Below are 24,058 nucleotides of genomic sequence, written 5' to 3'. Positions count from 1 at the left end.
CCTGTAAAATATTGAATATTTAAAGAGTTTTGCGGCTTAAATTTTCAGTATTGCCGCCATATCCATAAACTAAAAAAAATTTGAAATACGCACAGGAAAGTACCTCACAAATCCATATTTTATCAGTTATTGCCTCATAATATTAAACAATAAATTATTCATCAGGTACCTGACATGAAAATTATATTAGCGGTTGATATTCTGAAAGGAAATGTGGTTCATGGATACAAAGGGCAGAGAAACGGATATAAGCCTCTGGACTGGGGTATTGCCTCGTCAACAATTCCCGATGAATACATAAGAGAGATGGGTGCAAAAAATGTTTATCTTGCAGATCTTGACAGAATTGAAGGTTTTGGAGATAATAATGATGCAATAATAAAATGTGAGGGTCTGGCCGAAGTCTCGATACTCAACCGCGGCGCGAAGAAACCCTCGGATGCACTTTCACTCCCGTGGATTAAAAATGTCATAAGCACCGAGACATGCGCAGGCAACCAGAAGGATTACCCCTTTGATTATTTCAGTGTGGTAATAAAAGACGGAAGGGTTTTTCCGGACAGATCCGATCCTGTTTTGGCATTTAAAAAAGCAGCAGACTGGGGTTTTAAGGGCGGCATTGTGATGAATCTCTCAAGTGTCGGGACCGAGGACAGGATGGGGGGTCTTGACATTGATGCACTCAGGAGCGCTTATCCAAAAGAACTGCTGTACGGAGGAGGGGTCGCATCCACAGAAGATCTTTTAATACTCTCTTCTGCCGGTTACGACGGGGCAATAATTGCAACTGCCGTTCACAAGGGAAATGTGCCGGTCAGCATTTTGAGGGAAGGTAAAATATGCTGATTACAATAGAGGGCATTGACGGGAGCGGAAAGTCCACCCTTATTGAAAACCTGAAGAATGAACTAAAGGATATAAATCCGGTTTTCACAAGAGAACCGGGGGCCACATGGATTGGAGAACAGGTCCGGCGCGGAATTGCAGAGGAGATTGACCCGGTTGCAGAAGCCCTGCTTTTTGTGGCTGACCACGCTGCCCATCTTGACGTAGTGATCCGTCCGGGACTTTCCAAAAACCTCACCATCATCTCTGACAGATACACTGATTCAAGGTATGCCTACCAGTCGGTGACACTGAAAAACCACCTTATTGATCCTGTCGGGTGGCTCAGACTTGTTCACAATGAATGGACAGTCAGGCCTGACAAGACATTTCTCCTGGTGATTGATCCTGAGATATCCATTCAGAGAATTAAAAATGAGAGAGAAGGTAACGAACACTTTGAGCGTCTTGAAACATTGAAAGGGGTTCAGAGTGCATATCTTAAACTTGCAGCTGAAGAACCGGACAGGTTTGTCATTATTGATGCTGAAAAAGACAGGGATGAAATAGCATCTTTTGTTGCAGGCGAAATCAGGAATCTGCATAATAACGGTGCATAAATCAGAAATTTTAATTTTTAAGCTTTAATATTTTTTAATGCTGTATGCAGACAAGTATTTATTCACCACATAGAACCCTAAAAAAGAGTTATACCTATAATTATTGATTTTATCCCACAAATTTTTTAGTTGCCACCGAATTCTGTTATTCCTGCCACCGTCCAAGTGTGGAGAGATAACTTCCCACCATCAGCTTTGCCTTTTCAAGAGGCATGTTCAGGTGCCTGGCCATCATCGGTGCGTACTTTAAAACGGCTTCCTCTTTTGTGAGGTCCGGTTCTGTGAAGGCTCCGTTTTGATAACAGAATATGCAGTATTTTCTGCTCTTTGAGCCGTCCTTTTCTCTTCCGAAGTCCTCGTCTTTCTTCATCGGCATCCCGCAGCTCTCACAGAATAATATTGCCCTTCCTGCCCATCTCTCAAGGCATGATAGCTGTTCTTTTGAGAATTTTACTGCGTTTTCCATCGGAATTTCAAACATATGTGACATAACCGCACCGCCTTTTTTTGCCATCTCATCAATTGTGACATCCTGTTCCGTGAATATGCCTTTTTGGTAGCAATATGTACAGTATTCTTTGGATTTGGAACCGTCCTTTTCAGTCCCGAAGTCCTCATCCTTCGCCATCGGCATTCCGCAGCTCTGGCAGGTTTTTGATTTCATCTCTCCCATATAATTTCACCAACGGATTATTTTTGCAGGATTTTCCTGCTGTGTTTTAATTGTTGATGTATCGGATTGGATAAAATATTTCCGCGGGGTGTGAAAGTGAATCAGGATATTATCGGCTCACCTTACGTGCATCTTCATCAATTTTTTTCAGGTTTACAGGATTTTTGTTCTGCTTTAAAAGACCAGCCATCCATGCAAGATTGTTTACCATATACCTGACAGTCCGGTTTGTGTACAGGTGTTTGTCCCCTCCCGCCTCAATGTAACTCGGCCCGGGGCCTGCATCCCCCACCCAGTAACAGTCTGCATTCGGTGGTATTACGCACCCGAGATGAGTCAGGTTAAAAAGTGTGTTTGCCGCAACATCATGTGCCCCGTCCTCATTGCCGGTGATGATAACCCCGGCAGTTTTACCATAGAGGTGGTACTGACCGGTGACTGAGTCTCCGTCTGCATACGAACCGTCAAGCCTTTCCATTACAAGCTGTGCAATACTTGATCTGACGCCAAACCAGATTGGTGATCCTATTACGATGATGTCCGAATTTTTTATCTTTTCATAAATCTGCGGCCATTCATCACCTTCACCCATATCAGATGATGTACCGAACCTGATTCTGTAATCATTTACCCTGACAACCTCACTTTCAATGCCAAGTTCCCCAAATAGTTCAACTGCCTTGTCAATAAGCGCCCTTGTGTTTGAAACCTCGGGAGAATATTTCAGAGTGCAGTTTAGAAAAATTGCTTTCAGCCCCATGGAAGATTGAGGGAGATTAACAAAGATAAATTTATGCAGGAGGCATCCTGCAGATAACCACCCTGCCGGGCAGGGAATGATTAAATGCCGGGTAACAGAGAAACAAAACCCAATTTCAAGATGATTTTATCAAAAAACTGATTCTAATCGCTCATAATGAAAAAAAGAAAAAGAGATCTTCAGACCCTTACATACCCATCTGGTGCAGTGCGAGAATATTCCCCTCGGAATCCTTAAACCAGGCAGTCCTCTCACCGCCTTCCCCGGTAACAATCCCGTTCACGGTTTTAAAGTCAGGAAGATCATACTCATCGAAAACAATACCTTTTTTCCCTGAGACTTTTCATTTCCGCTTCGATATCAGTCACAACAAACCCCGCTGCAGTATGATCCGCTTTCGTCGCCCCATGTTTGTAAATATAAAGGATCGAATCTTTTCCGCACTCAAAGAAGATATCTTCTGAACCGGACTTAGAAACTTTTAATCCCAGCTTCTTTTCATAGAATTCACGTGCACGCGCAAGATCCACAGCAGGCAGTGTCGGTACAATCACCATATCTGACAACATTTTTCTCACCTCTGATGACAAGGGAGATTTAAGCCCCGCCAGGGATGCAATGAGACAATAACCGGCTTAATTTTATGCACGGCATTGAACCGCTGATTTATTCATCCAGCCAGAATTGACAGGAATTTAGAAAAATAATTTTTAATGGAATCAATATGTAAATTATCATAAGACAATTGCCTGAAAGATAAATATCATGCACGTTTTTTTCAAAACATTTCAAACAAAAATGGATTTTTTGAATATTCTTTTATTGCAAAAAGGAGGGAAAATTAATTTTCCGGTGTGAAAGTATTCTCAGGAGTCCATGCCGGATCAACAAAACTCATGATGGTTGATACCGAATCCGCAACATTCCTGTAACCCTTGATCTGATTTGGAGGTATATATGCGGCATTGCCGGCAGTGACCGATATTGAGTTTCCATTAGGGGTATAAACCAAAATCTCTCCCTCAATAACACAGATCAACTCTGATGAACCGTTCAGATAGTTATCTTGAGCAAAACCCCCCGGTAAAAGCTCGGCGTAGGCGACACTGTATTCAACAGGGGCATTCATCTCAGGCATCAGCACGGGATTTAAAACGGAGTAGATCATCATATCAGAACCGATATCCCACTCAATGCCTTTTTTGGGATCAGGGATAATTACCGGAACTTCGTCTGTTGTCATGTTAAGGGCAAAGAGACTTTCCCCCTTGATTTCAGCTTCCGGAGTAAAGACCGGATCAACCACACTGATGTAACGGAGCTCTTCATCCCCCAGAGCAGTTGCAGACTGGAGCACCCCTTTTGGCAGGAGGACAGAGTCGCCTTTCTTCGCATTCACCTCTGTATTGTCACACTTTATCAGAGCCTCACCTGCAACGACAGATATAAACTCCGTCCTGTCAGCGAGCCTGTGCGGTGAAGTGGCGTTGCCCGCAGATATGGTGGCATACCCAAGACTGTAACCAGTCTCAATACCGGGATCACTTATTCCGGTTAATTCATCAAAGGCAACACTGCCGTCAAAGATGGATGAGCCAGCTTCCCTGGTTATCAGATAAATTTCCTGACCTGTCTGATTGTCTGTTTCCGGATAAGTTTCCTGATTTATTCCCTGATCATCCACCGGACCGGTCTGACCGGGATTCTGTGTTATACATCCGGCGGAGATGCATATTAGTATTAGAATAACTGAGAGAGTTTTGTACATCTGAAATTAGTTTTGGCATAGATGGAAATAAAGAAGATTATCCTGTGTTTTCTGTTATGATATCAATATAAGTAAATAATCACCGCCAAAATAATCTATTAACACATGGCGACGAACAACAACGAAATTGAGAACCGGCTTTGGGCGGCGGCAGATCAGCTGTGGGCCAACTCTGACCTCCGGCCGTCGGAATACTCAATACCTGTACTTGGTCTGATTTTCCTCAGGTATGCTGACCTGAAATTCACACTTGCAAAGGAAGAAATTGAGGCAGAAGGATCAGGAACAGGACGCCGCAAAATTGGAAAACAAAACTATCATTCAAAGGGTATCCTTTTTATTCCGGAAACGGCACGCTTCTCATATCTTCAGAAACTCCCCGAAGGTGAGGATCTGGGCACTGCCATAAACACGGCGATGAAACTGATTGAGGCTGAAAACGAGGAGCTAAAGGATGTTCTTCCAAAGACCTACACCAGAATAGAAAATATAACACTTGTCGAACTCTTAAGAATCCTTTCAACAATTCCGGCAATGGAGGGAGATGCGTTTGGTAAAATATACGAGTATTTCCTCGGCAAATTCGCTATGAAGGAGGGGCAGAAGGGCGGGGAGTTCTTCACGCCGACAAGCCTTGTAAGACTGATTGTAAACATTCTTCAGCCATATCACGGAAGGATATTTGATCCGGCATCCGGCAGTGGCGGTATGTTTGTCCAGAGTGCCAGATTCATTTTAAACCACCAGAAAGATCCGGGAAAGGAACTCTCGGTCTTCGGTCAGGAGAGAGTGGCAGAAACAATCCGGCTTGCAAAGATGAACCTTGCAGTCCACGGACTTTCCGGCGACATCAGACAGGGGAACACCTACTATGAGGATCTGCACAACAGTTTCAGCCGGTTTGATTTTGTGATGGCAAATCCGCCATTTAACGTCTCCGGTGTTGACAAGGAGAGGATTAAGGATGACCCGAGATTTTTGCTTGGCACACCTTCGACTGACAACGCGAATTATCTCTGGATTCAGCTCTTCTACAATTCACTGAATGAGAAGGGTCGTGCAGGTTTTGTGATGGCAAACTCGGCGGCTGATGCACGCGGTGCGGAACTTGCAATCAGAAAAAGTATCATTGAGTCAGGGGAGGTGGATACGATGATCGCGATTTCGCCTAACTTCTTCTACACCGTAACACTGCCATGCACTTTGTGGTTCTTCGACCGCTCAAAAACTGAGACAAAAAGAAAGGACAAGGTTCTCTTCATTGATGCGAGACAGACTTTTGTGCAGGTGGACAGGGCACACCGCGAATTTTCATCCGAACAGATAGAATTTCTGGCAAACATCGCCAGACTCTCACGCGGAGAAAAACCCGAATATATCCTGGGCAGCGAAGACTTGACAAAAGAGCACTTCCCTGATGAGAAATACGCGGACATCCCCGGCCTTTGCAAAGTTGCAGCCATCGCTGACATTGAAGAGCAGGGATGGAGTTTAAATCCCGGGCGGTATGTCGGAATCCCCGCAAGGGAGGACGACGGTTTTGACTTTAAAGAGCGCCTTTTGGAATTAAACGAGGAGCTTGAAGTTTTAAACGCCGAGGCACGGGAGCTTGAGGATAGGATTTCAGAGAATGTCGCAAAGCTTCTGGAGAGCTGATACAGAGTTGTGAAGGATTAAGGGGGATAATAATGACAGAGAAGATGCCTGACAAATATATAGCAGCAGCGGGAAACACTTCGCAGGAATCACCTGCCCTTATTGACGATCTCAGAAAGATTATTGATGAGGCAAGAGGCCGTGTTGCAGTTACGGTAAACTCTGCCATGACACTTCTTTACTGGCAGATCGGCAGGCGAATTAATGAAGAAATTCTAAAGGGCAGTCGTGCTGATTACGGTGAAAGAATTGTTGCTACACTGTCGCAACAATTGATGGCTGAATACGGACGCGGTTTTTCACAAAAAAGCCTGAGACATATGATCAGGTTTGCCGAAGTTTTCCCGGACGAAAAAAATGTCTCAGCACTGATGAGACAATTGAGCCTAAATTTAATCAAAATAGCAAGTATATTATAATAAATTATAGGAGGCTTACATGAGTGATAATTGGGAATCTGTTAAATTTGAAACACTTTACTCAGAACCTTCTAAAAATGGATTGACTCGTCCAAAAAAGGTTCGGGGGCAAGGCTACAAAATGGTAAACATGGGTGAGATTTTCGCATATAATATAATAAAAAATCCATCAATGGAACTTGTTCCTCTTAATGATAAAGAAAAAAGCCAATTTTCTCTAATTGACGGAGATTTACTTTTTGCACGCCAATCTTTAGTCGCAGAAGGAGCTGGAAAATGTTCTATTGTTCTCAGACCATCAGAAACTATAACTTTTGAATCGCACCTTATAAGGGTCAGATTAAACAAAAAAGAATCAGATCCTTCATACTATTTTTACTACTTCATTTCTCCACAAGGCAAAGGAAATGTTCAATCTCTGGTTATACAAGTAGCAGCCGCAGGTATAAGAGGAAGCGAATTGGCTAAATTAAAAGTTCCTAAGCCACCACTCCCCACCCAGAAAAAAATCGCCGCAGTCCTCTCAGCCTACGACGACCTTATAGAGAACAACAACCGGCGCATCAAAATCCTTGAGGAAATGGCGCAGGCACTTTATCGGGAGTGGTTTGTGGAGTTTCGTTTCCCCGGGCATGAGGATGTTAAAATGGTTGATGCCGGGGACGGGCGGATGGTTCCGGAGGGGTGGGAATGTACTACATTAAAGAAAGTAATTGTACTTTTTGATAGGTTAAGGAAGCCATTATCCAAGATGGAACGTGAAAATCGAAAAGGCACATATCCATATTATGGTGCAGCAAAAATTTTTGATTATATTGATGATTATATCTTTGACGGCGATTTCCTTTTAATGGCAGAAGATGGAAGTGTTATCACTACTGATGGTAAACCAATGTTACAATTGGCTCATGGAAAATTTTGGGCCAATAATCACACACATATTATTCAAGGAAAAGAACCCATATCACTTGAGTATTTATATCTTACATTATCAATTCTCAGCATAATTGGATATGTTACCGGTGCAGCACAACCAAAGATCACACAAACTAATCTCAACAGAATACCAATATTATATCCTGAAATTTCTATATTAGAGAGTTTCAATGCAATTACCCGCGATATTTTCAGTAGGATGCACAGTTTAGAGAAAATAAACAAAAATCTCACCCAAACCCGTGATCTCCTCCTCCCCCGGCTCATTGAAGGTGAGGTTGAGGTATCTGATCTTGATATTGCAATTGCAAAAAACGGCAGACAATAACCGTACAAAAATCACCACATTTATATAATCCTGAACAAATCTCTTTTAAAAGCCTGATGGCACAGGAGAATCTGTTTATTCAGTTACCGTTTATGCAAAAAAACTGGAAAGCAGGTCTGACAAAATAATCTCTAAATATGTGAGCATATTCCATGAAAGCCAAAGAAACACAGCTTCTAAAATTTCTTAAAATTCCAAACCAGTATATTATCCCTCTTTACCAGAGAACATACAGCTGGTCGGAAAAACAATGTGCCCAGCTATGGGATGACATTCTCAGGGCGGGAAAAGACAAATCAATTAAAGGTCATTTCATCGGCTCAGTCGTTTATATTGAAAAAGGACTCTACAACACAACCGATATTCCTCAGATGCTGGTGATAGACGGACAGCAGCGCCTGACAACCATCTCACTTCTGATTGCCGCACTTGGACAGGCAATAAAAGACAGGGACGACATCACTGAAATCAGCCAAAGAAGACTGAATTATTATTACCTATACAATATCGAAGAAGAAGGAGAACTTCGATACAAACTCCTGCTCACCCAGAATGACAAAGAATCACTCAAAAAAATTCTTGATGAGAATAAACTTCCAAAAAATCCATCCGAAAGTATAGTGAAAAATTTTGAATTCTTCAAAGATAAGATTGAAAACTCCGGTGTCGACCCGCTTACAATCTACGAAGGATTAAACAAACTCATAATTGTCGATATTGCACTTGACAGGGAAAATGACAACCCTCAGCTTATCTTTGAGAGCCTGAATTCCACAGGGCTTCAGCTTAGTCAGGCTGATTTAATCCGCAACTATGTTCTAATGGGACTTGATACAAAAGATCAGGAATGCCTGTACAAAGAGTTCTGGTACCCAATGGAAGAGAATTTCCACGAATCTAAAGAAGAACACATCTTTGACAGATTCATGCGAGATTACCTCATTGTTAAGACTGGCAAAATACCACGTTTAAATCAGGTTTATGAAGCATTTAAACTATATACTCATAAAATAGGTGCACCTACTGTGCACGAAATAATCTCCGACATCTACAAATTTTCACAATATTTCACTGCCATGAATCTCTTTAATGAGGAAGATGAAAAGCTAAGAAAAATCTTTTTTGATATCAAAAGCCTGCGGGTTGATGTGGTTTATCCTTTTCTCATTGAAGTCTATGATGATTATCAAAACAAAATCATCAACAAAGATGAATTCATCGAGATCCTAAATTTCACTGAAAACTACATCTTCCGTCGTGCAGTCTGCGAAATACCAACAAACTCATTAAACAAAACCTTTGCCGGCCTCTCCCGTGAACTCTACAAAAATAATTATCTGGACAGTTTTAAGAGTGTAATGGTGGGGATGAAAACCTACAAAAGATATCCATCCGATGCTGAATTCAAAAGAGAACTCATGATAAGAGATGTTTACAATTTCCGCAATTCATGGTATATGCTTCGCAAACTTGAAAACTTCAATACAAAAGAGTCAGTCAATCTCGAAAATTGCTCCATCGAACACATCATGCCTCAGAATGAAAATCTATCAGCTGAATGGCAAAATGATCTTGGCGAAAACTGGGAGGAAATTCATGAACAGTACCTTCACACCATAGGGAATCTTACAATAACCGGATACAATCCTGAATTGAGTGACCGTCCCTTTATTCAGAAAAGAGACATGGAAGGAGGATTTGGCTCAAGCCCCATACGACTAAACCGCGGACTTTCCGCCATTAGTAAATGGGATGTTGATGAGATAGAGAAACGGGCAAACAGGCTTTCAGATCGTGCTTTAGAAGTCTGGAGTTATCCGGACATTTCAGATCAAAATGTCTGCAATTTCATGAATTCATCCATCTTTGTAAAACCCGCATTTAGAGATTTGTACAATAAAATTCTTGAATCCATTGAAGATCTGGTTACTGAATCATCTTATGAAGATGGCGGTCTTTCGATTTGGAATACCAAAACTGATCTTTATCTCTTTTTACGCCCGGAAAAAAATCATATAAATGTATATTTCTGTATTCCGCCTGATGAAATTCATATTCCAGAAGGGATTTTAATCGAAGATGGAAGAGATTTGGAAGAAGGATATTCCAGGACTTCAATAACGAGTACATCTCAGATACCACAGATAACTGAGATAATTGACAAATACATAAATTCCTGATCTAAAATGTCTGCAAACTCCGCATACTCCGAAGACACACTCGTCGAACAGCCGGCAATAAGACTATTTGAAGAGCTCGGCTGGCAGACACAAAACTGCTTTGACGAGACTTTTAAAACCGGAGGCGGAAGTTGTGGAAGGGAAACAACTTCAGAGGTCATTCTAATAAAAAGACTCATCCCTGCTCTTGAAAGGTTAAACCCCACGCTGCCCGCAGAGGCACTTGATATTGCCGTGGAAGAGCTTGTACGTGACAGGAGCAAAATGAGTCCTGTTGCGGCTAACAGGGAAGTCTATGAACTCCTGAAAAACGGAGTCAGGGTCAGATTCCGCAACGATGCCGGCGGATATGAGACTGAAAACGTAAAGGTGATCGACTGGAGAAATCCGGACAACAACGACTTCTTCCTCGCATCACAGCTCTGGATCACAGGCGAACTCTACAAACGGCGAACCGACCTTTTGGGATTTGTAAACGGTATCCCGCTTGTCTTTATAGAACTAAAGGCAAGCCACAGGAATTTAAAATCCGCATTCGACGACAACTTAACCGACTATAAAACAGCCATCCCGCAACTCTTCTGGTACAACGCTCTTTTAATACTCTCAAACGGCAGCGAGAGCAGAATAGGGAGCATAACCTCATCGTGGGAATACTTCTCCGACTGGAAACGAATAAACTCCGAAGGGGAGGCAGGCGTTATCTCACTTGATACCATCATTCGCGGAACCTGTGAACGTGACAGACTCCTTGACATAATCGAAAACTTCACGCTTTTTACAGATATCCGTGGCGGAATAATAAAAATCGTTGCCAAAAACCACCAGTATTTAGGAGTCAACAACGCCATCAAATCACTCAGGCAGGCAAGAGAGAATAAAGGGAGACTCGGTGTATTCTGGCACACGCAAGGGTCTGGAAAAAGCATCTCGATGATCTTCTTTACACAGAAGATTTTGCGGACAGTTCCCGGCAACTGGACGTTTCTGGTTGTCACCGACCGCCAGGAACTTGACGACCAGATATACAAAAATTTTGTGAACTCCGGCGCAATAACGGAAAAAGAGGCGCAGGCATCAAGCGGTGAAAATTTAAGACAGCTACTCTCGGAAGACCACCGCTATGTGTTCACCCTAATTCAAAAATTCCGGACAGAAAAAGGCGCAGTCTACCAGAAGATCTCAGACCGCGATGATATAATCGTGATAACCGACGAGGCGCACCGCTCCCAGTATGACACATTCGCAATTAACATGCGAAACGCTATCCCAAACGCCGCTTTCATCGGTTTTACAGGAACACCGCTTTTAGTCGGCGAAGAAAAGACAAAAGAAGTCTTCGGCGACTACGTAAGCATATACGACTTCAAACAGTCAATCGAAGACGGCGCAACAGTCCCCCTCTACTACGAAAACCGCCGGCCCGAACTTCAGTTGATAAATCCTGATCTCAATGAGCAGATGGCCGCAATCATCGACGAGACCAACCTTGACGAAGAGAGTGAAAAGAAACTCGAGCGGGAGTTTGCAAGAGAGTATCATCTCATAACAAGAGACGACCGGCTTGAGAAGGTCGCCGAAGATCTGGTTGATCACTTTATGGGCCGCGGCATCCGGGGAAAGGCAATGGTCATCTCAATTGACAAGGCAACCGCGGTCATAATGCACGAAAAGGTCAGAAAATACTGGGATCTCTATCTTAGAAAACTAAAAGTAAAATCCAAAACCGCAAGAGGAGAAGAGCTGAACGGCCTTAAAGAAACCATCGCATACATGGAGGGAATTGACATGGCAGTCGTTGTCTCGCAGTCGCAGAACGAAATTCCGGATATGCAAAAGAAAGGCATCGACATAATCCCACACCGTAAAAGAATGGTGAATGAGGATCTCGATAAGAAGTTCAAGGATCCTAAAGACCCCTTTTCCATAGTTTTCGTCTGCGCAATGTGGATGACAGGATTCGATGTTCCTTCATGCTCAACCATCTATCTTGACAAACCGATGCGAAATCACACCTTAATGCAGACCATCGCAAGGGCAAACCGTGTCTTTCCGGATAAGGAAAACGGGCTGATTGTTGACTACATAGGAATCTTCCGAAACCTGCAAAAGGCGCTTGCCATCTATGCACCCGGCAGGGATGACGGCAAAAAACTTCCAATCGGTGACAAAACAATTCTTGTCGAAAAACTAAGGGAGGCAATCTCTAAAACCCGCGTTTTCTGTGAAAAACTTGGTATCGACGTTGATTCGGCGATCAAAAATAACGAATTTAAACTTATAAAAACACTGGATGAAAGCGCCGATAAAATCCTTGTAAATGACGAGTCAAAAAGTCAGTATCTCGCCCACGCCGCCATAGTATCCCGGCTTTTTAAGGCAATAAAGCCTGACCCCGCAGTTGTTGAACTTCAGCCCGCCTGCACCTTCTTTTTGATTCTTGCCGAAAAGATAAACTCGTACAAACCTGTCGCAGACATATCAAAAGTCATGGATAAGGTCGAAAAACTTCTCGATAAATCAACAGCAGCAAAAGGATATGAAATAAAAGAAGGAAAGCCGGTTTATATCGCACAGCTCAATGTTGATGATTTACGCAAACGGTTTAAAATGACTCAGCAGAAGCGTACCGAAGCAGAAATCCTAAAAAATATCCTTGAGCTAAAGACAAGAAAGATGATCCGGGTGAACCGGACAAGAATGGATTTTCTAAGAAAACTTAATGAGATGATTGATGCCTACAATAACGGCAGTAAAAATGTTGAGGAGTTCTTTGAGGATTTATGCAGTTTTACTGATGAATTAAACGAGGAAGACCAGCGCAGCATAAAGGAAAACCTAACCGAAGAGGAGCTGATAATCTTTGACCTTCTGATTAAACCGGAGATGAAACTCTCAAAAAAGGAAGAAGCAGAGGTTAAAAAAGTTGCAAAAGACCTGCTTATGACAATGAAGCAGAACAAGCTTGTTCTGGACTGGCGAAAACGTCAGCAGTCACGGGCAGAAGTCAGGGTCTGTATAGACGAAATCCTTGATCAACTGCCAAGGGCTTACACTCCTGAAATATACCAGGAAAAATGCGACATAATATATCAGCATGTATTTGATTCATATTCCGGTGAAGGTGCCGGTGTATATGAATCATATTAAAAGAAATTTCCACAAAAACGCTTAAAAAAATATATTTTATTCCTTTTATGAACAGTCATTCTGAAAAAAATTCCGCCATAAGTGACACCAATAGTTTTGAATTTTTTTGGATTTACGGGCATTAACGACATTGAAATGACGATATCACACAACTCTGATGCAGGGCAATGTGCCGGTGACCGGGAGCGCCACTAATCCTTGATTATCCCTTAAAATAAAAATAAAAAAATTGAAAATTCCAGTCGGCTCACTTAATCTTTTTCTGGAGCTTCTTGAGCTTCTTCTTGGCAGCCTGGCTGCCCTCAGCCACCTGTTTCGCGAGCTCTTCTGCCTTGGCTTTCTTAACTTTGTTCAGTTTTCCCAATTGTTTTTTACTCGCTGCCGACATAAATTTGCCTCATTACGCTTTTAACAGGTTACATTTCATTTTCCTTCTTATAAATACCACTATATCGTTTTGCCAGCCTGTAAGAGATTCAAATAAACGAAAAGCTGATCTATTCAGTCTTTTATCTTATGCAAGTGCAAACGGGCCAGATTTCAACTTTAATTATATTAAGCGCAATAAAATCCGTTATTAATAATTAAAAATAACAAAATCTTCAGAACTCAAAAAACGCATGGAGTCTGCCATCTGAATGAAACTAAAAAATAAAAAAAATTTATTCTTTCTTCTCAACTGTGATGATAACGTCTTCTGATACCTGAAGAACATCGACATCCTCGCCTGCAACCCTGAACGCATATACAGGCTCAAATGAATTCTCCAAAACCTCTGTCTCGGCACCTTCGACAACAACAGTCTTTGGAGGGTTTACCTTCTCTTCATCAGAAAGGGCCCTTACTGCATTCATATATGCATTTGCCTGCTTCCTGAATTTTGGTCCGATAAGTCCGAAATTAAACCTGACATCAGATACAACCTTCTGAAGATCGGGCTTTTCGCACTTCCACTCAACATTCGCACTAAGAGTTGCAGAAGCGTCACCGCAGTCATCGATCTCATACGGAGTGTACACAACAACATGACCAAGAGGCGCATTAAGAGCCATTTTCTCATCATGCTTGTAGCGTCTGACTTCAGATACAACCTTTGAGAGAAGATCTCCCTGAACAAGAGCATCCTCATCGGAAAATTCAAAGTCAACCCAGCTCTGTTCGTGAACACTCTTTCCGGTCAGAATGCTGTAGCACTCTTCCGCGAAATAAGGCGTAATCGGGGCAAGCATACGGCAGAGCGCGTCAATTGATGTCCTGAGGGCATAAAGAGCGCTGCCTCTTCCGGTACCGTCACCATAAAGACGTCCCTTTACAAGCTCAATGTAGTTATCTGCAAAGACTTCCCTTGCAAACTCACGGATTGCACGGATAGCACGGTCAAACTGGTATGTCTCCATCGCCTCCGTCACCTCCTTTGTTGTAAGTGAAAGCTTGTGCATCAGCCAGCGGTCTGCAAGAACAGAGGGTCCTGCATCCTCAGGCTCTCCCTTCTCAAGCTGCATTATAACAAAGCGGCAGATATTCCACATCTTTGTCTGGAAACGTGATGCTGCAATCACATCATTCCAGTTAAAGACAATATCCTGACCGGTTGCGGCACCGCCCGCACTCCACTGCCTGAATGAATCGGCACCGTGCTCTTTTAAGACCTCTTCAGGTGAGATGATGTTTCCACGGCTCTTTGACATCTTAAATCCGTCATCACCAAGAACCATACCGTTTACAAGAATCTCATCCCACGGATGTCCGCCGTCTGTTATTGCTCCGGCACGAAGAATTGTGTAAAACGCCCATGTCCTGATAATATCATGACCCTGCGGGCGAATCTGTGCAGGGAAAAGATCCGGTGTCTTTGTTCCGTCCCAGCCTGTGATATTCAGAACTGAAATTGACGAATCCATCCATGTGTCAAGAACATCCTTCTCACCGATGAATTCAGTTGAACCGCACTTTGGGCAGGGTTTCTTTGGTTTGTCAACTGTCGGGTCTATCGGAAGATCCTCTTCTTCGGGCAGAATAACCTCGCCGCAGTCCTTACAGAACCAGACAGGAATTGGAGTTGCGAAAATTCTCTGTCTTGAGATACACCAGTCCCACTCCATCTGTGATGCCCAGTTCTCAAGGCGGCTCTTCATGTGTTCCGGAGTCCAGTTAATCTTGTTTGCAGCCTCTAAAATTTCGTCATTGTGCACTTTGACAAACCACTGGCGTTCAGAGAGGATTTCAATAGGTGTCTTGCATCTCCAGCATGTTCCGACACGCTGTTCAAGCGGAACCTGATTCCTTAAAATTCCCTCTGCTTCCATGTCGGCCAGAATTGCTTCCCTGCACTCCATGGAGTTCATTCCAGCATATTTGCCTGCAACGGAGGTCATATTTCCTGAAAGATCAATTGCCTTCCTCAAGTCAAGTTTATGTGTCTTCCACCAGTGTACATCCTGCTTGTCACCAAAGGTACAGATCATTACAGCTCCGCTTCCAAATGAAGGGTCAACCGCACCATCAGAGATTACCTTCACATCATGACCGAAAAGAGGCACTTTGAGTGTTTTGCCGCAGAGATCCCTGTACCGTTCATCATCAGGGTGAACTGCAACAGCAACACATGCCGCAAGAAGTTCGGGACGTGAGGTTGCAATCTCAACACCGTCAAAATCAAAGAAGTTCAGCTTTGTCGTCCTGTCCTCATATGACACCTCTGCAAATGCAATAGCCGTCTCGCAGCGTGTACAGAAGTTTACCGGGTGTTCGCTCTGGTATATATCACCCTTATTGTACATTCTGAGGAAGGAAAGCTGGGTTTTCTTATAATACTCCGGCATCATCGTGATGTATTCGTTGCTCCAGTCGTTTGAAAAACCACAGCGCCACATCGTCTTTCTCATCTTCTCAATATTCTGATGGGTAAGCTCGCGGCACATTCTGCGGAATTCATCCCTTGGAACATCGTTTTTGGTGATGCCGTTGATCTCCTCAACCTTCACTTCAGTCGGGAGACCATGACAGTCCCAGCCCTGCGGGAACATTACATTATAACCGCACATTCTCTTGTAGCGTGCGATAAAATCAATATAGCACCAGTTAAACGCATTTCCGATGTGGAAGTTTCCGGTCGGGTATGGAGGAGGCGTGTCAATTATAAACTGTGGCTTTTTGGAGTTTCTGTCAAAATAATAAGACTCCTTCTTCCACGTATTCATCCACCGCTCTTCAACCTCAATCGGATCATAATTTTTAGGTATTTCCTTTGGTGAAGACATATTCCTTAGAAATTTGTTATTAGTAAAACATATACTTGATCGAAAAGCACTTCCGCCCAAAATTATTGAAAAACTGATACCCGATATGCCAATTTTTCTTAAAAGAACCTGCATTGGAACCAAACCGGCACATTCAGATTATTATAAGTGAGAAACATAAACTAACTGATAGTATGATTAGGCGCCCGGATATGTGGATTGTAATTCTTTTGTCACTTGTGGCAATAGCAATCGCGCCTTTTATACAGCCACCGTGGATTCTGGCCCTAATTGCAATTCTGACAAGCGCCGTATTCTATTTTATCAAAAAAACACATTATCCCGCAATCGGCATCAGTGTGGTTGCCGTGTTATACGGTGCAGAGATGGTCTCTCTGATGGTTTTCCTGGCCACAATTGCAATTGTTATGATGGGCGAGGCGGCTTTTAGAATATGCAGCTCTGAAAAATACAATTACCTCGCATATCTCTTCGTTGCATCCGTATCATCAGTTGCGGTGATGGGATATCTCAATTACCAAAACATCCTGATCCCGCTTACAGGAATCATTGTTGCGGCTCTCTTAAAATCCGTTTTGAAAAACAGGGAGGATGCACTTATGATTGAGTGCATAGGCGCTGCAATGACGATGTTCCTCTTTGAGGACATCAGTTATTCCGCAACCCTTGACCTCATACTTCTTGCAATAATCATATCGTTCACTTTCGGATATCTCTCATATAAAATGAAAGCGGCAGACCTGTCCGGCCTATTTTCAGGCGCACTTATGGGCATTTTGATAATTGTTTTCTCAGACATCACATGGTTCTTTGTAATGCTGACTTTCTTTGTAATGGGCACGGCATTTACAAAATACAAATATGAAAAGAAAAAGGCAGAAGGGCTTGCAGAGTCAAGGGGCGGGGCACGCGGCTTTATGAATGTCTTTGCAAACGGACTTGTGTCACTCTGTGCCGCCGTACTTTTTGGCATATACCAGCACCCTGCATTTGTTGCACTTTTCCTCGGAAGTATTGCCGCGGCAACGGCTGATACAACCGCAAGCGAACTCGGGATGCTTGGAAAAACACCGTACCTCATAACCACATTTGAAAAAGTCCCAAAAGGAACAGACGGGGGCATAACAATATTCGGAGAAGCGGCAGCAACAGCAGCTGCATTTGTTTTATGCCTTGCAGCCTTTGCAATGGGAGTCATCCCACCCGACATGGTTATTATCGGTACACTTGCAGGATTTGTCGGAACAAACATTGACAGTCTTGTAGGCGCAACCCTGGAAAGAAACGGGACACTAAAAAACGCCGGAACAAACTTTTTCTGCACTCTTGGCGGCGGAATCTTCGCAATGCTTTTTTATCTGTTTTAGGCACTTAAACGGGCACAAAAAATCAGATATGACAATTTGGAAATCAGATTTAAACCCTGATTATTTTGTTAAAAAAAGATTGTTATTATATGATATACTCAGGAATACTTGTACCATCTTCCCTTTTCGTCATATTCACCCTGTTCTGTTTCCGGAATATTGAGTTCAATCTTTGCTTCCGAGATGTGGTTTTTGTAAAACACTGCTTTATACGGGAGCAGAATTGTAATGAAAACAAATACTCCGAGGAAATACATAAGGGCAGTCATCTTTAATCCATAATCTCCGAGAAGTGCAACAAGGGACTCAGGATTTTCCGCCATCTGGTTGAGCTCGTCCTGTGACATCAAAAGCAGAGGCTCAAACTGGTCAGCCAGAATACCTGTCCATATCATCATAAAACCTGCACCTATTACAAGGAATATCAAAATAAGGACAAAAAAGAACTGTAAAACCAAAAAGGGCTTTGCAAATGTACCGACAAAGCTCTTTTTAATACACTCAAAAACTTTCAGATCGTCAAATACCGCAGCTGTGTCGTAAAAGAATGCAAAGAAAAACAGTGGCAGAATCACAAAGAACAATGAAAATGCAACCATCAGCGGATCTAAAACTCCGGATATAGCAGCAGGCGTTGCCATCACAAATGCGACAATCATCACAAAAGTCATTATTAACACAGTCGGCAGCAATACACGGAAATAACCTGCATAGCCTGAGCTAAAGTACCCTTTAAGAGAGTAATCATCAGACTTTATCGCACCATAGGTTGCCGCAATAAAGAAAGGATATACAATCATCCAGAATATTGAAATCCTCTCCGCATAAAACGCCGCCGCACCCCCGGAAAGCCCGAAATATATCTGTATCCCGGCAACAAGACCGCACAGTAACCCGGCGATCCAGATCACAGGATGACGAAGAATCTTAAATGATTCGGAAAGTGACTGAAATGCCATATTTACCGGTTCCTTGGCATTGCCACAATTTCACGCACCTGAAGATCAAAGTACTTCGAGGTATGTGAAGGTTTTATGACACAGACGGTATCAGCACCGGTTGCGGTCCCTCCGACTGCAATTATTTCATCATTTACAGGAATTGCCCCCTGATCTGCGGCAATAAGAGTGCATTCAACGGCAACTTTAAGTCCGACTGCAACCGTCTTCCTGAGAGCCTCGGCAACGGCCTCTGTTCTTGAAGAGCCGCCAAGTTTGGGATTGCCTGACATTGCTCTCTCCATTCCTGAGAGTGTGTGAGTTCCCTTGATTATGGAGACACCCTTTGATTCAAGCTCTTCTGCAATTTCAGACGGGAATTCCCAGACTCCTGGTTCCCTGAATCCGACAACATGTGTCACAACAACAAGATCAATTTCCGTATCCTTTACTGCCTCATAAAAAACACGTGCTGTCTGTCCCTTTGAACTTGCAACAACGATTTTACTGATGCCGAGCTCCTGTGCCCTTTCAACTGAAAAACGGGCCGCATCCTCTGTATTCAGAGGTCCTGGTTTTTCAAAGTAGTATGTATTTTTTGCAGTAAAACTCATGGAAATTAATTAATCCTCAAATCTGATTTATCTTTTCGATCACAAAAGAGGGATCTCCACTACAATTAAACCGGACAAATGACTTCAATAGGCAAAAATTAATTCAGGCAACTAACATTATGATACATAAGAGGATAATCAGACATGATAAATATTGCAATAGCAGGGAAGCCAAACTGCGGAAAATCGACGTTTTTTGCCGCCGCAACGATGGCTCCGGCAGAAATCGCAAACTATCCGTTTACAACAATAGATGCAAACAACGGGGTTGCATATGTGCGCATAAACTGTCCGTGCAAGGAACTTGGAATTGACAACTGCGAGGCATGCGATGACGGTGTCAGATTTGTGCAGATCGGCCTCATTGATGTTGCAGGTCTTGTACCGGATGCACACAAGGGAAAAGGTCTTGGGAATCAGTTTCTGGATAATCTCAGACAGGCTGATGCAATTATCCATATTATTGACGGCAGCGGCTCAACCGATGCAGAAGGAAATCCGGTCGATCACGGCTCTCACAACCCGGCTGATGACATAGGTTTCATCGAACATGAGATGACCATGTGGGTTTATGGTCTTCTTGAGAAAAACTGGCAGAGACTCCAGAGATCAGCACAGGCAAAGACATTCTCAATTATTGACGCCATCGCCGATCAGCTCGCAGGCCTTTCAATTACATATGAGAATGTGGAGGATGCTGAGAGAAACGCAAATATAAACCTGAAGTCATGTTCTGACGAAGAGCTCATTAAATTCTGCGAAGAGCTCGTAAACATCTCAAAACCATTTAGGGTTGTTGCAAACAAGGCTGACAATGCTCCAAAGGAAATTCTAAAATCCCTAAAAGAGAATGATATCTCTTTTGCAAGTGCGGCAGGAGAGCTTGCCATTAAAAAAGCAGCGGAAGCAGGTTTCATTGACTATGTGGCAGGAGATCCTGACTTTACAATAAAAAATCCTGAAAAGTTAAACGATGCACAGAGAAAAGGTCTTGAGGCAATACGGGAAGTCATCAAAACCTTTGGCGGAACAGGTGTTCAGCAGGCAATAAACGGAGTCATATTTGATCTTCTTGATTTAATTGTGGTTTTCCCGGTTGAAGATGAGAACAAATACTGTGACGGAAAAGACAGGGTTCTTCCGGATGCCTTTTTGATGAAACGCGGGTCAACACCGCATGACCTTGCATACCAGGTGCATTCAGACATAGGGGACGGATTTTTGTATGCAATAGACGCAAAGACAAAAATGAGAATTAAGGAAAGTCATGAACTCAAAAACGGTGACGTCATAAAAATTGTATCCACCAAAAAATAATTTATCTTTTTTCCAGATGAATCCAGTCAAAATATTTTCCCGACAATCATTTGCAAAAAAGCCGGCCGGCACAATACATTTTTATACTGTAAGATAAGATAATTTTGTTACCATGAGCGCGGAGATCTATCAGGCACAGGTTATCAAAAACTTTTTTGATACAATAACCGGCACTGACAGAAATTTAACCCGTGTATATATGTGTGTAATATCTCTTGCAAAGCTCAGGATGGAACCTCCTGAGCAGCTTTCATTTCTCGTTGATCAACTGAAAAAAAGCAGACAAAAACGCGAGCTTTCCATTGATTTAATCGACTATGTCTGCACATGTGCGGTGGAAATTGAGATGAGGGATGTACAGACAGCCTTTGGTGTTCAGGAAATATCTGAAATGGCAGACAGTTTCGGATCAATAAGTCTTGACACCCTCTGAAAAATATTTTAAATCATATTTTTTTGTCAGGGAGAGACAGCTCTCCGGAAAAATTTTAGAAAAAATTTTAGAGAATATTGAATTTAAAGATTATTTGAGTTTATAATTTTCCTATCCCTTATTTTCATTGAAAAAATCATCAAAAGCCAGGCTTTCCCGGGAAGTCATCGCCAAAGATTACCTCCCTTCCTTCAAGATTCCTGAACTCATTTAAAAGATTCTCATAATTCCGGGCAATGCCGGCATTCAGGGACTCAATCTGTTCCGAAAGATAATTTATACGTTTTTTGTCATTCTCAGAATCAATAAGAAGATCTTCCCTCATTTTTTCAAGCCTTTCAAGTTCCTTTGCCGGCCCCGAATCCTCAATAAATCCGGTAGTCTTATTGAGGTCAGAGATCACCTCGCGATACTTCCTGCAAATCTGGGATATTTCCACCGTAAGATAAAATTTATCCGCAAAAAGCTTCTCCTCTGATTTATTCTTAATAATACTCCCGTCAGACTCTGTCAGTGATCTAAAGGAGTCATAGAAACTTTCATACAATTCTGTAAGTTCGGTCTCATCCTCTCTTTTGCTGTCATTAAGAATCTCTTCAAATTTTTTTAGGGAAGCTGCCAGATCTTTATTGCCTTCCCTTTCAGCAGCGTAAACAGCTTTCCGGAAAACATTCGATACTGTTGACGACAGTAAATTGTAAGTATCCATCAATTCAGAGGCTTCCTCTGATAATGAATCCTTTTTTGCAAGCATTTCTTCGTAGAATATATATTCAGGGGATTTTCTGCAAAGGGATATTTTTTCATCCGTATCCTGCATTTCCTGAGTTAAAGAGATGATCCTTTTTTTTAGAGATTTTCTTTCTTCAATCGATGAATCAGCCTCATCTTCTGATCCCTTAATTTCTTCATAGACTTTCCTCGTCTTTGAAAGATTCTCTCTTAACTCAATTGAGGGCTTTATCTTCTCACTCATTGAGTTCAATTCACGCCCGATAACAGTTACAGAAGATCGAATATCCTTCATCTCTTCAGGATAAGCCGCCGGAAGATACCTGCCCTGCTGGCGCATACAGTTTCCAAAGGACTGGACAAGAGCGATGATCTCCTCATAGAAAAGCTCGGGATCATCTGAAAGCTCCACATCCGCAGTCTTTTTTACAGATGATACAAATCCGGGAAGTGATTTTTCAACAACACTTCTCACACGGGGGGGCACGTCCGCGTCTTCAGGGATTTTTGCTTCAAGAAGCCTGTCTGATTTGTCCATAATATCTGCAATTGCCCCCCTGACCTCTTTTCCGGAACTTGCTGAAGCCTCCCGAAATACATTCATTACCCCCTCTTCTTTATTCAGAAGATATGCATCTATCTCCGAAAATTCAATTCTGAATGGTTCTTCCTCTTTTTTTGCAAAAAGCTTTTTTAAAAATCCTGCCATCTTAACAGCCTCCCTCGAAAATTATCTATAACTCTCTTTTTGTTTAAATCAGTCTGTTCCGGAAATATGGCACAGGCGTTTTACACCATCGATCTCTTCTATCACATCAACAACCGCAGGAGGAACAAGTTCCTGCCAGTTCTCTCCAAGAAGCATTCTGCGTCTTATTTCAGTTCCGCTGTGGCTCTCCCTTTCATACATCTCAGGTGATTCGACAACAATACCCCTCTCCCTGAAAAGTTCCACCACAAGAGGATTGCTTGAAAAGACCCTCTCAAACGGGGGAGCCATAGAACGCACATGTGCAACCCACAGTGCATTTCTCTGCAAATCCTCAATCGGTATTACATAGTACCGGCAGTCCAGATCCTCTAAAGAGCGGGTGATCATCATGATACGCTCACCTGCCGTGAAGGGATTCCGGACCTCATGGCTTAGCTGTGCACTCCCAACACCGATTATTATCTCATCAACCAGTTTTGAGATTCTCTCCAGAACTGACTGGTGTCCGTTGTGATAAGGCTGAAAACGCCCGATATAAAGTCCTCTGTCAACCGTCATTTTAAAACCACCTGGTTTGCAATTCTCGCCGCATACGCTCCTGCGGTAAATCCGGCATCAATATTTACAACGGTAAGGACTGCACACGACTGAAGCATGCTTGCAAGCGCCGCCTGACCCTCACCCATAAATCCGTAACCGACACTTACCGGAACCCCCACCACAGGTTTATCCACAAGACCTGCAATTACTGTCGGAAGTGTGCCTTCACGTCCGGCACACACAACAAAGGCATGCACATCCAGCAGGTCTTTTATAACCGGAAACAGACGGTGAATCCCTGCAGCCCCGACATCATAGGCGGTCTTTACAACACACCCCATCTCCTCTGCAATCACGCGTGCCTCCTCTGCAACCCTGATATCAGAAGTTCCTGCCGTGACTATACCGACAATGCCCCCTGTTTTTTCAGGCGGGGGAACTCTTGATGCAACGAAAGTGCGCCCTTTTGGATTGTATGTAAACTCATACCCGAGCCTTTTGCACAATTTTTCAAGTTCCCCTGCCTGAAAATCGAGAACACGGGATGCAATACAGCGTCCGTTGCCGGTTACCATTGCTTCGACAATTTCAAGAAGATGATCAGTATCCTTGTTTTCAGCCAAAACAACCTCGGGAATCCCGCAGCGTACACTCCTCCCGCTATCAATACGTGCATAATCCCCGACTATGTCAAGACGCAGACCGCTAATTTGCGTCTCAGCCTCCTGCAAAGTTATATCGCCCGAACGAAAACTTTCCAGGACATCTTTTAGATTCTGATTGTTGCTCATGTCCAGATAATTAACATATGGTCATAAGTTGAATAATTA

Annotated in this window: 21 protein-coding genes; 10 read left to right on the top strand and 11 right to left on the bottom strand. The window is 42.9% G+C overall.

Annotation, left to right across the window (positions count from 1 at the left end; genetic code table 11):
- The first annotated feature begins 174 nt into the window (after positions 1-174).
- Together F1737_RS01335 and tmk are read left to right on the top strand one after the other, a co-directional pair.
- The gene (locus tag F1737_RS01335; RefSeq protein WP_317136991.1) at positions 175-846 is read left to right on the top strand and encodes a HisA/HisF-related TIM barrel protein; all 672 of its coding nucleotides are present in this window, start codon (positions 175-177) and stop codon (positions 844-846) included.
- Positions 840-1,445: a dTMP kinase gene (gene tmk, locus F1737_RS01330; protein ID WP_317136990.1), complete on the top strand. Its 606-nt coding sequence runs from the start codon at positions 840-842 to the stop codon at positions 1,443-1,445. Before F1737_RS01335 ends, tmk begins: the two co-directional genes overlap by 7 nt.
- Before the next feature lie 145 nt (positions 1,446-1,590).
- On the opposite strand, the gene F1737_RS01325 is transcribed toward tmk, so the two are convergent.
- The 5 genes from F1737_RS01325 to F1737_RS01310 form a co-directional block, all read right to left on the bottom strand.
- Positions 1,591-2,118, bottom strand: a complete 528-nt coding sequence (locus F1737_RS01325) for a zinc ribbon domain-containing protein (protein WP_317136989.1) — start codon at positions 2,116-2,118, stop codon at positions 1,591-1,593.
- 109 nt (positions 2,119-2,227) lie between these two features.
- Positions 2,228-2,878, bottom strand: coding sequence for a flavodoxin family protein (locus tag F1737_RS01320; RefSeq protein WP_317136988.1), 651 nt, complete (start codon positions 2,876-2,878; stop codon positions 2,228-2,230).
- A 187-nt stretch (positions 2,879-3,065) separates the two neighbouring features.
- The gene (locus tag F1737_RS11585; protein WP_408669667.1) at positions 3,066-3,161 is read right to left on the bottom strand and encodes a VOC family protein; all 96 of its coding nucleotides are present in this window, start codon (positions 3,159-3,161) and stop codon (positions 3,066-3,068) included.
- A 25-nt stretch (positions 3,162-3,186) separates the two neighbouring features.
- On the bottom strand, positions 3,187-3,447 hold the full coding sequence (locus tag F1737_RS01315; protein WP_317136987.1) for a VOC family protein: 261 nt from the start codon (positions 3,445-3,447) through the stop codon (positions 3,187-3,189).
- A 272-nt stretch (positions 3,448-3,719) separates the two neighbouring features.
- On the bottom strand, positions 3,720-4,646 hold the full coding sequence (locus F1737_RS01310) for a cupin domain-containing protein (protein ID WP_317136986.1): 927 nt from the start codon (positions 4,644-4,646) through the stop codon (positions 3,720-3,722).
- A gap of 105 nt (positions 4,647-4,751) precedes the next feature.
- Between F1737_RS01310 and F1737_RS01305 the strand changes: the two genes are divergently transcribed.
- The 5 genes from F1737_RS01305 to F1737_RS01285 all read left to right on the top strand — a co-directional run bounded on the left by F1737_RS01305 (position 4,752) and on the right by F1737_RS01285 (position 13,315).
- Entirely contained in the window at positions 4,752-6,302 is a 1,551-nt protein-coding gene (locus F1737_RS01305) for a type I restriction-modification system subunit M (protein ID WP_317136985.1), read from the top strand.
- Positions 6,303-6,334: 32 nt separating this feature from the next.
- Positions 6,335-6,721: a DUF1016 N-terminal domain-containing protein gene (locus F1737_RS01300; protein ID WP_317136984.1), complete on the top strand. Its 387-nt coding sequence runs from the start codon at positions 6,335-6,337 to the stop codon at positions 6,719-6,721.
- Between the two features lie 19 nt (positions 6,722-6,740).
- Positions 6,741-7,985 (top strand): restriction endonuclease subunit S, encoded by a 1,245-nt coding sequence (locus tag F1737_RS01295; RefSeq protein ID WP_317136983.1) that lies wholly within the window; start codon positions 6,741-6,743, stop codon positions 7,983-7,985.
- Between the two features lie 152 nt (positions 7,986-8,137).
- Positions 8,138-10,165, top strand: coding sequence for a DUF262 domain-containing protein (locus F1737_RS01290; protein WP_317136982.1), 2,028 nt, complete (start codon positions 8,138-8,140; stop codon positions 10,163-10,165).
- A gap of 6 nt (positions 10,166-10,171) precedes the next feature.
- Positions 10,172-13,315, top strand: coding sequence for a type I restriction endonuclease subunit R (locus F1737_RS01285; protein ID WP_317136981.1), 3,144 nt, complete (start codon positions 10,172-10,174; stop codon positions 13,313-13,315).
- 662 nt (positions 13,316-13,977) lie between these two features.
- Here F1737_RS01285 and F1737_RS01280 read toward each other — a convergent pair.
- A complete protein-coding gene (locus F1737_RS01280; protein WP_317136980.1) occupies positions 13,978-16,575 on the bottom strand; it encodes a valine--tRNA ligase in 2,598 nt (865 codons plus the stop codon).
- 173 nt (positions 16,576-16,748) lie between these two features.
- On the opposite strand from F1737_RS01280, the gene F1737_RS01275 reads away from it, so the two are divergent.
- Positions 16,749-17,942, top strand: coding sequence for a TIGR00297 family protein (locus tag F1737_RS01275; RefSeq protein ID WP_317136979.1), 1,194 nt, complete (start codon positions 16,749-16,751; stop codon positions 17,940-17,942).
- 98 nt (positions 17,943-18,040) lie between these two features.
- Here the strand turns inward: F1737_RS01275 and F1737_RS01270 are convergent, their stop codons facing one another.
- On the bottom strand, positions 18,041-18,901 hold the full coding sequence (locus F1737_RS01270; RefSeq protein WP_317136978.1) for a DUF7847 domain-containing protein: 861 nt from the start codon (positions 18,899-18,901) through the stop codon (positions 18,041-18,043).
- Between the two features lie 2 nt (positions 18,902-18,903).
- Complete coding sequence (locus F1737_RS01265; RefSeq protein WP_317136977.1) at positions 18,904-19,494, bottom strand: pyruvate kinase alpha/beta domain-containing protein; 591 nt, start codon at positions 19,492-19,494, stop codon at positions 18,904-18,906.
- A 144-nt stretch (positions 19,495-19,638) separates the two neighbouring features.
- On the opposite strand from F1737_RS01265, the gene F1737_RS01260 reads away from it, so the two are divergent.
- The gene (locus F1737_RS01260; RefSeq protein ID WP_317136976.1) at positions 19,639-20,811 is read left to right on the top strand and encodes a redox-regulated ATPase YchF; all 1,173 of its coding nucleotides are present in this window, start codon (positions 19,639-19,641) and stop codon (positions 20,809-20,811) included.
- Positions 20,812-20,923: 112 nt separating this feature from the next.
- Positions 20,924-21,244, top strand: coding sequence for a hypothetical protein (locus tag F1737_RS01255; protein ID WP_317136975.1), 321 nt, complete (start codon positions 20,924-20,926; stop codon positions 21,242-21,244).
- 139 nt (positions 21,245-21,383) lie between these two features.
- Here F1737_RS01255 and F1737_RS01250 read toward each other — a convergent pair whose 3' ends face one another.
- From F1737_RS01250 to larB, 3 genes are read right to left on the bottom strand one after another with little or no spacing between them, the layout of a single operon-like run.
- Complete coding sequence (locus tag F1737_RS01250; RefSeq protein WP_317136974.1) at positions 21,384-22,685, bottom strand: hypothetical protein; 1,302 nt, start codon at positions 22,683-22,685, stop codon at positions 21,384-21,386.
- Between the two features lie 48 nt (positions 22,686-22,733).
- Entirely contained in the window at positions 22,734-23,246 is a 513-nt protein-coding gene (locus F1737_RS01245) for a nicotinamide-nucleotide adenylyltransferase (protein WP_317136973.1), read from the bottom strand.
- Positions 23,243-24,019, bottom strand: coding sequence for a nickel pincer cofactor biosynthesis protein LarB (gene larB, locus F1737_RS01240; RefSeq protein WP_317136972.1), 777 nt, complete (start codon positions 24,017-24,019; stop codon positions 23,243-23,245). The genes F1737_RS01245 and larB overlap by 4 nt, the downstream gene beginning before the upstream one ends.
- Between the last annotated feature and the right edge of the window lie 39 nt (positions 24,020-24,058).

Origin of the sequence: Methanoplanus sp. FWC-SCC4 (assembly GCF_032878975.1) — an archaeon.
Taxonomy (GTDB): Archaea; Halobacteriota; Methanomicrobia; order Methanomicrobiales; family Methanomicrobiaceae; genus Methanochimaera; species Methanochimaera problematica.
This window is presented reverse-complemented; position numbering and strand designations above follow the sequence as displayed.

Excerpts from the sequence above, each read along its gene's own strand:
- F1737_RS01335 (WP_317136991.1), top strand. The coding sequence starts at position 175 with ATGAAAATTATATTAGCGGTTGATATTCTGAAAGGAAATGTGGTTCAT.
- tmk (WP_317136990.1), top strand. The coding sequence starts at position 840 with ATGCTGATTACAATAGAGGGCATTGACGGGAGCGGAAAGTCCACCCTT.
- F1737_RS01325 (WP_317136989.1), bottom strand. The coding sequence starts at position 2,118 with ATGGGAGAGATGAAATCAAAAACCTGCCAGAGCTGCGGAATGCCGATG.
- F1737_RS01320 (WP_317136988.1), bottom strand. The coding sequence starts at position 2,878 with ATGGGGCTGAAAGCAATTTTTCTAAACTGCACTCTGAAATATTCTCCC.
- F1737_RS01315 (WP_317136987.1), bottom strand. The coding sequence starts at position 3,447 with ATGTTGTCAGATATGGTGATTGTACCGACACTGCCTGCTGTGGATCTT.
- F1737_RS01310 (WP_317136986.1), bottom strand. The coding sequence starts at position 4,646 with ATGTACAAAACTCTCTCAGTTATTCTAATACTAATATGCATCTCCGCC.
- F1737_RS01305 (WP_317136985.1), top strand. The coding sequence starts at position 4,752 with ATGGCGACGAACAACAACGAAATTGAGAACCGGCTTTGGGCGGCGGCA.
- F1737_RS01300 (WP_317136984.1), top strand. The coding sequence starts at position 6,335 with ATGACAGAGAAGATGCCTGACAAATATATAGCAGCAGCGGGAAACACT.
- F1737_RS01295 (WP_317136983.1), top strand. The coding sequence starts at position 6,741 with ATGAGTGATAATTGGGAATCTGTTAAATTTGAAACACTTTACTCAGAA.
- F1737_RS01290 (WP_317136982.1), top strand. The coding sequence starts at position 8,138 with ATGAAAGCCAAAGAAACACAGCTTCTAAAATTTCTTAAAATTCCAAAC.
- F1737_RS01285 (WP_317136981.1), top strand. The coding sequence starts at position 10,172 with ATGTCTGCAAACTCCGCATACTCCGAAGACACACTCGTCGAACAGCCG.
- F1737_RS01280 (WP_317136980.1), bottom strand. The coding sequence starts at position 16,575 with ATGTCTTCACCAAAGGAAATACCTAAAAATTATGATCCGATTGAGGTT.
- F1737_RS01275 (WP_317136979.1), top strand. The coding sequence starts at position 16,749 with ATGATTAGGCGCCCGGATATGTGGATTGTAATTCTTTTGTCACTTGTG.
- F1737_RS01270 (WP_317136978.1), bottom strand. The coding sequence starts at position 18,901 with ATGGCATTTCAGTCACTTTCCGAATCATTTAAGATTCTTCGTCATCCT.
- F1737_RS01265 (WP_317136977.1), bottom strand. The coding sequence starts at position 19,494 with ATGAGTTTTACTGCAAAAAATACATACTACTTTGAAAAACCAGGACCT.
- F1737_RS01260 (WP_317136976.1), top strand. The coding sequence starts at position 19,639 with ATGATAAATATTGCAATAGCAGGGAAGCCAAACTGCGGAAAATCGACG.
- F1737_RS01255 (WP_317136975.1), top strand. The coding sequence starts at position 20,924 with ATGAGCGCGGAGATCTATCAGGCACAGGTTATCAAAAACTTTTTTGAT.
- F1737_RS01250 (WP_317136974.1), bottom strand. The coding sequence starts at position 22,685 with ATGGCAGGATTTTTAAAAAAGCTTTTTGCAAAAAAAGAGGAAGAACCA.
- F1737_RS01245 (WP_317136973.1), bottom strand. The coding sequence starts at position 23,246 with ATGACGGTTGACAGAGGACTTTATATCGGGCGTTTTCAGCCTTATCAC.
- larB (WP_317136972.1), bottom strand. The coding sequence starts at position 24,019 with ATGAGCAACAATCAGAATCTAAAAGATGTCCTGGAAAGTTTTCGTTCG.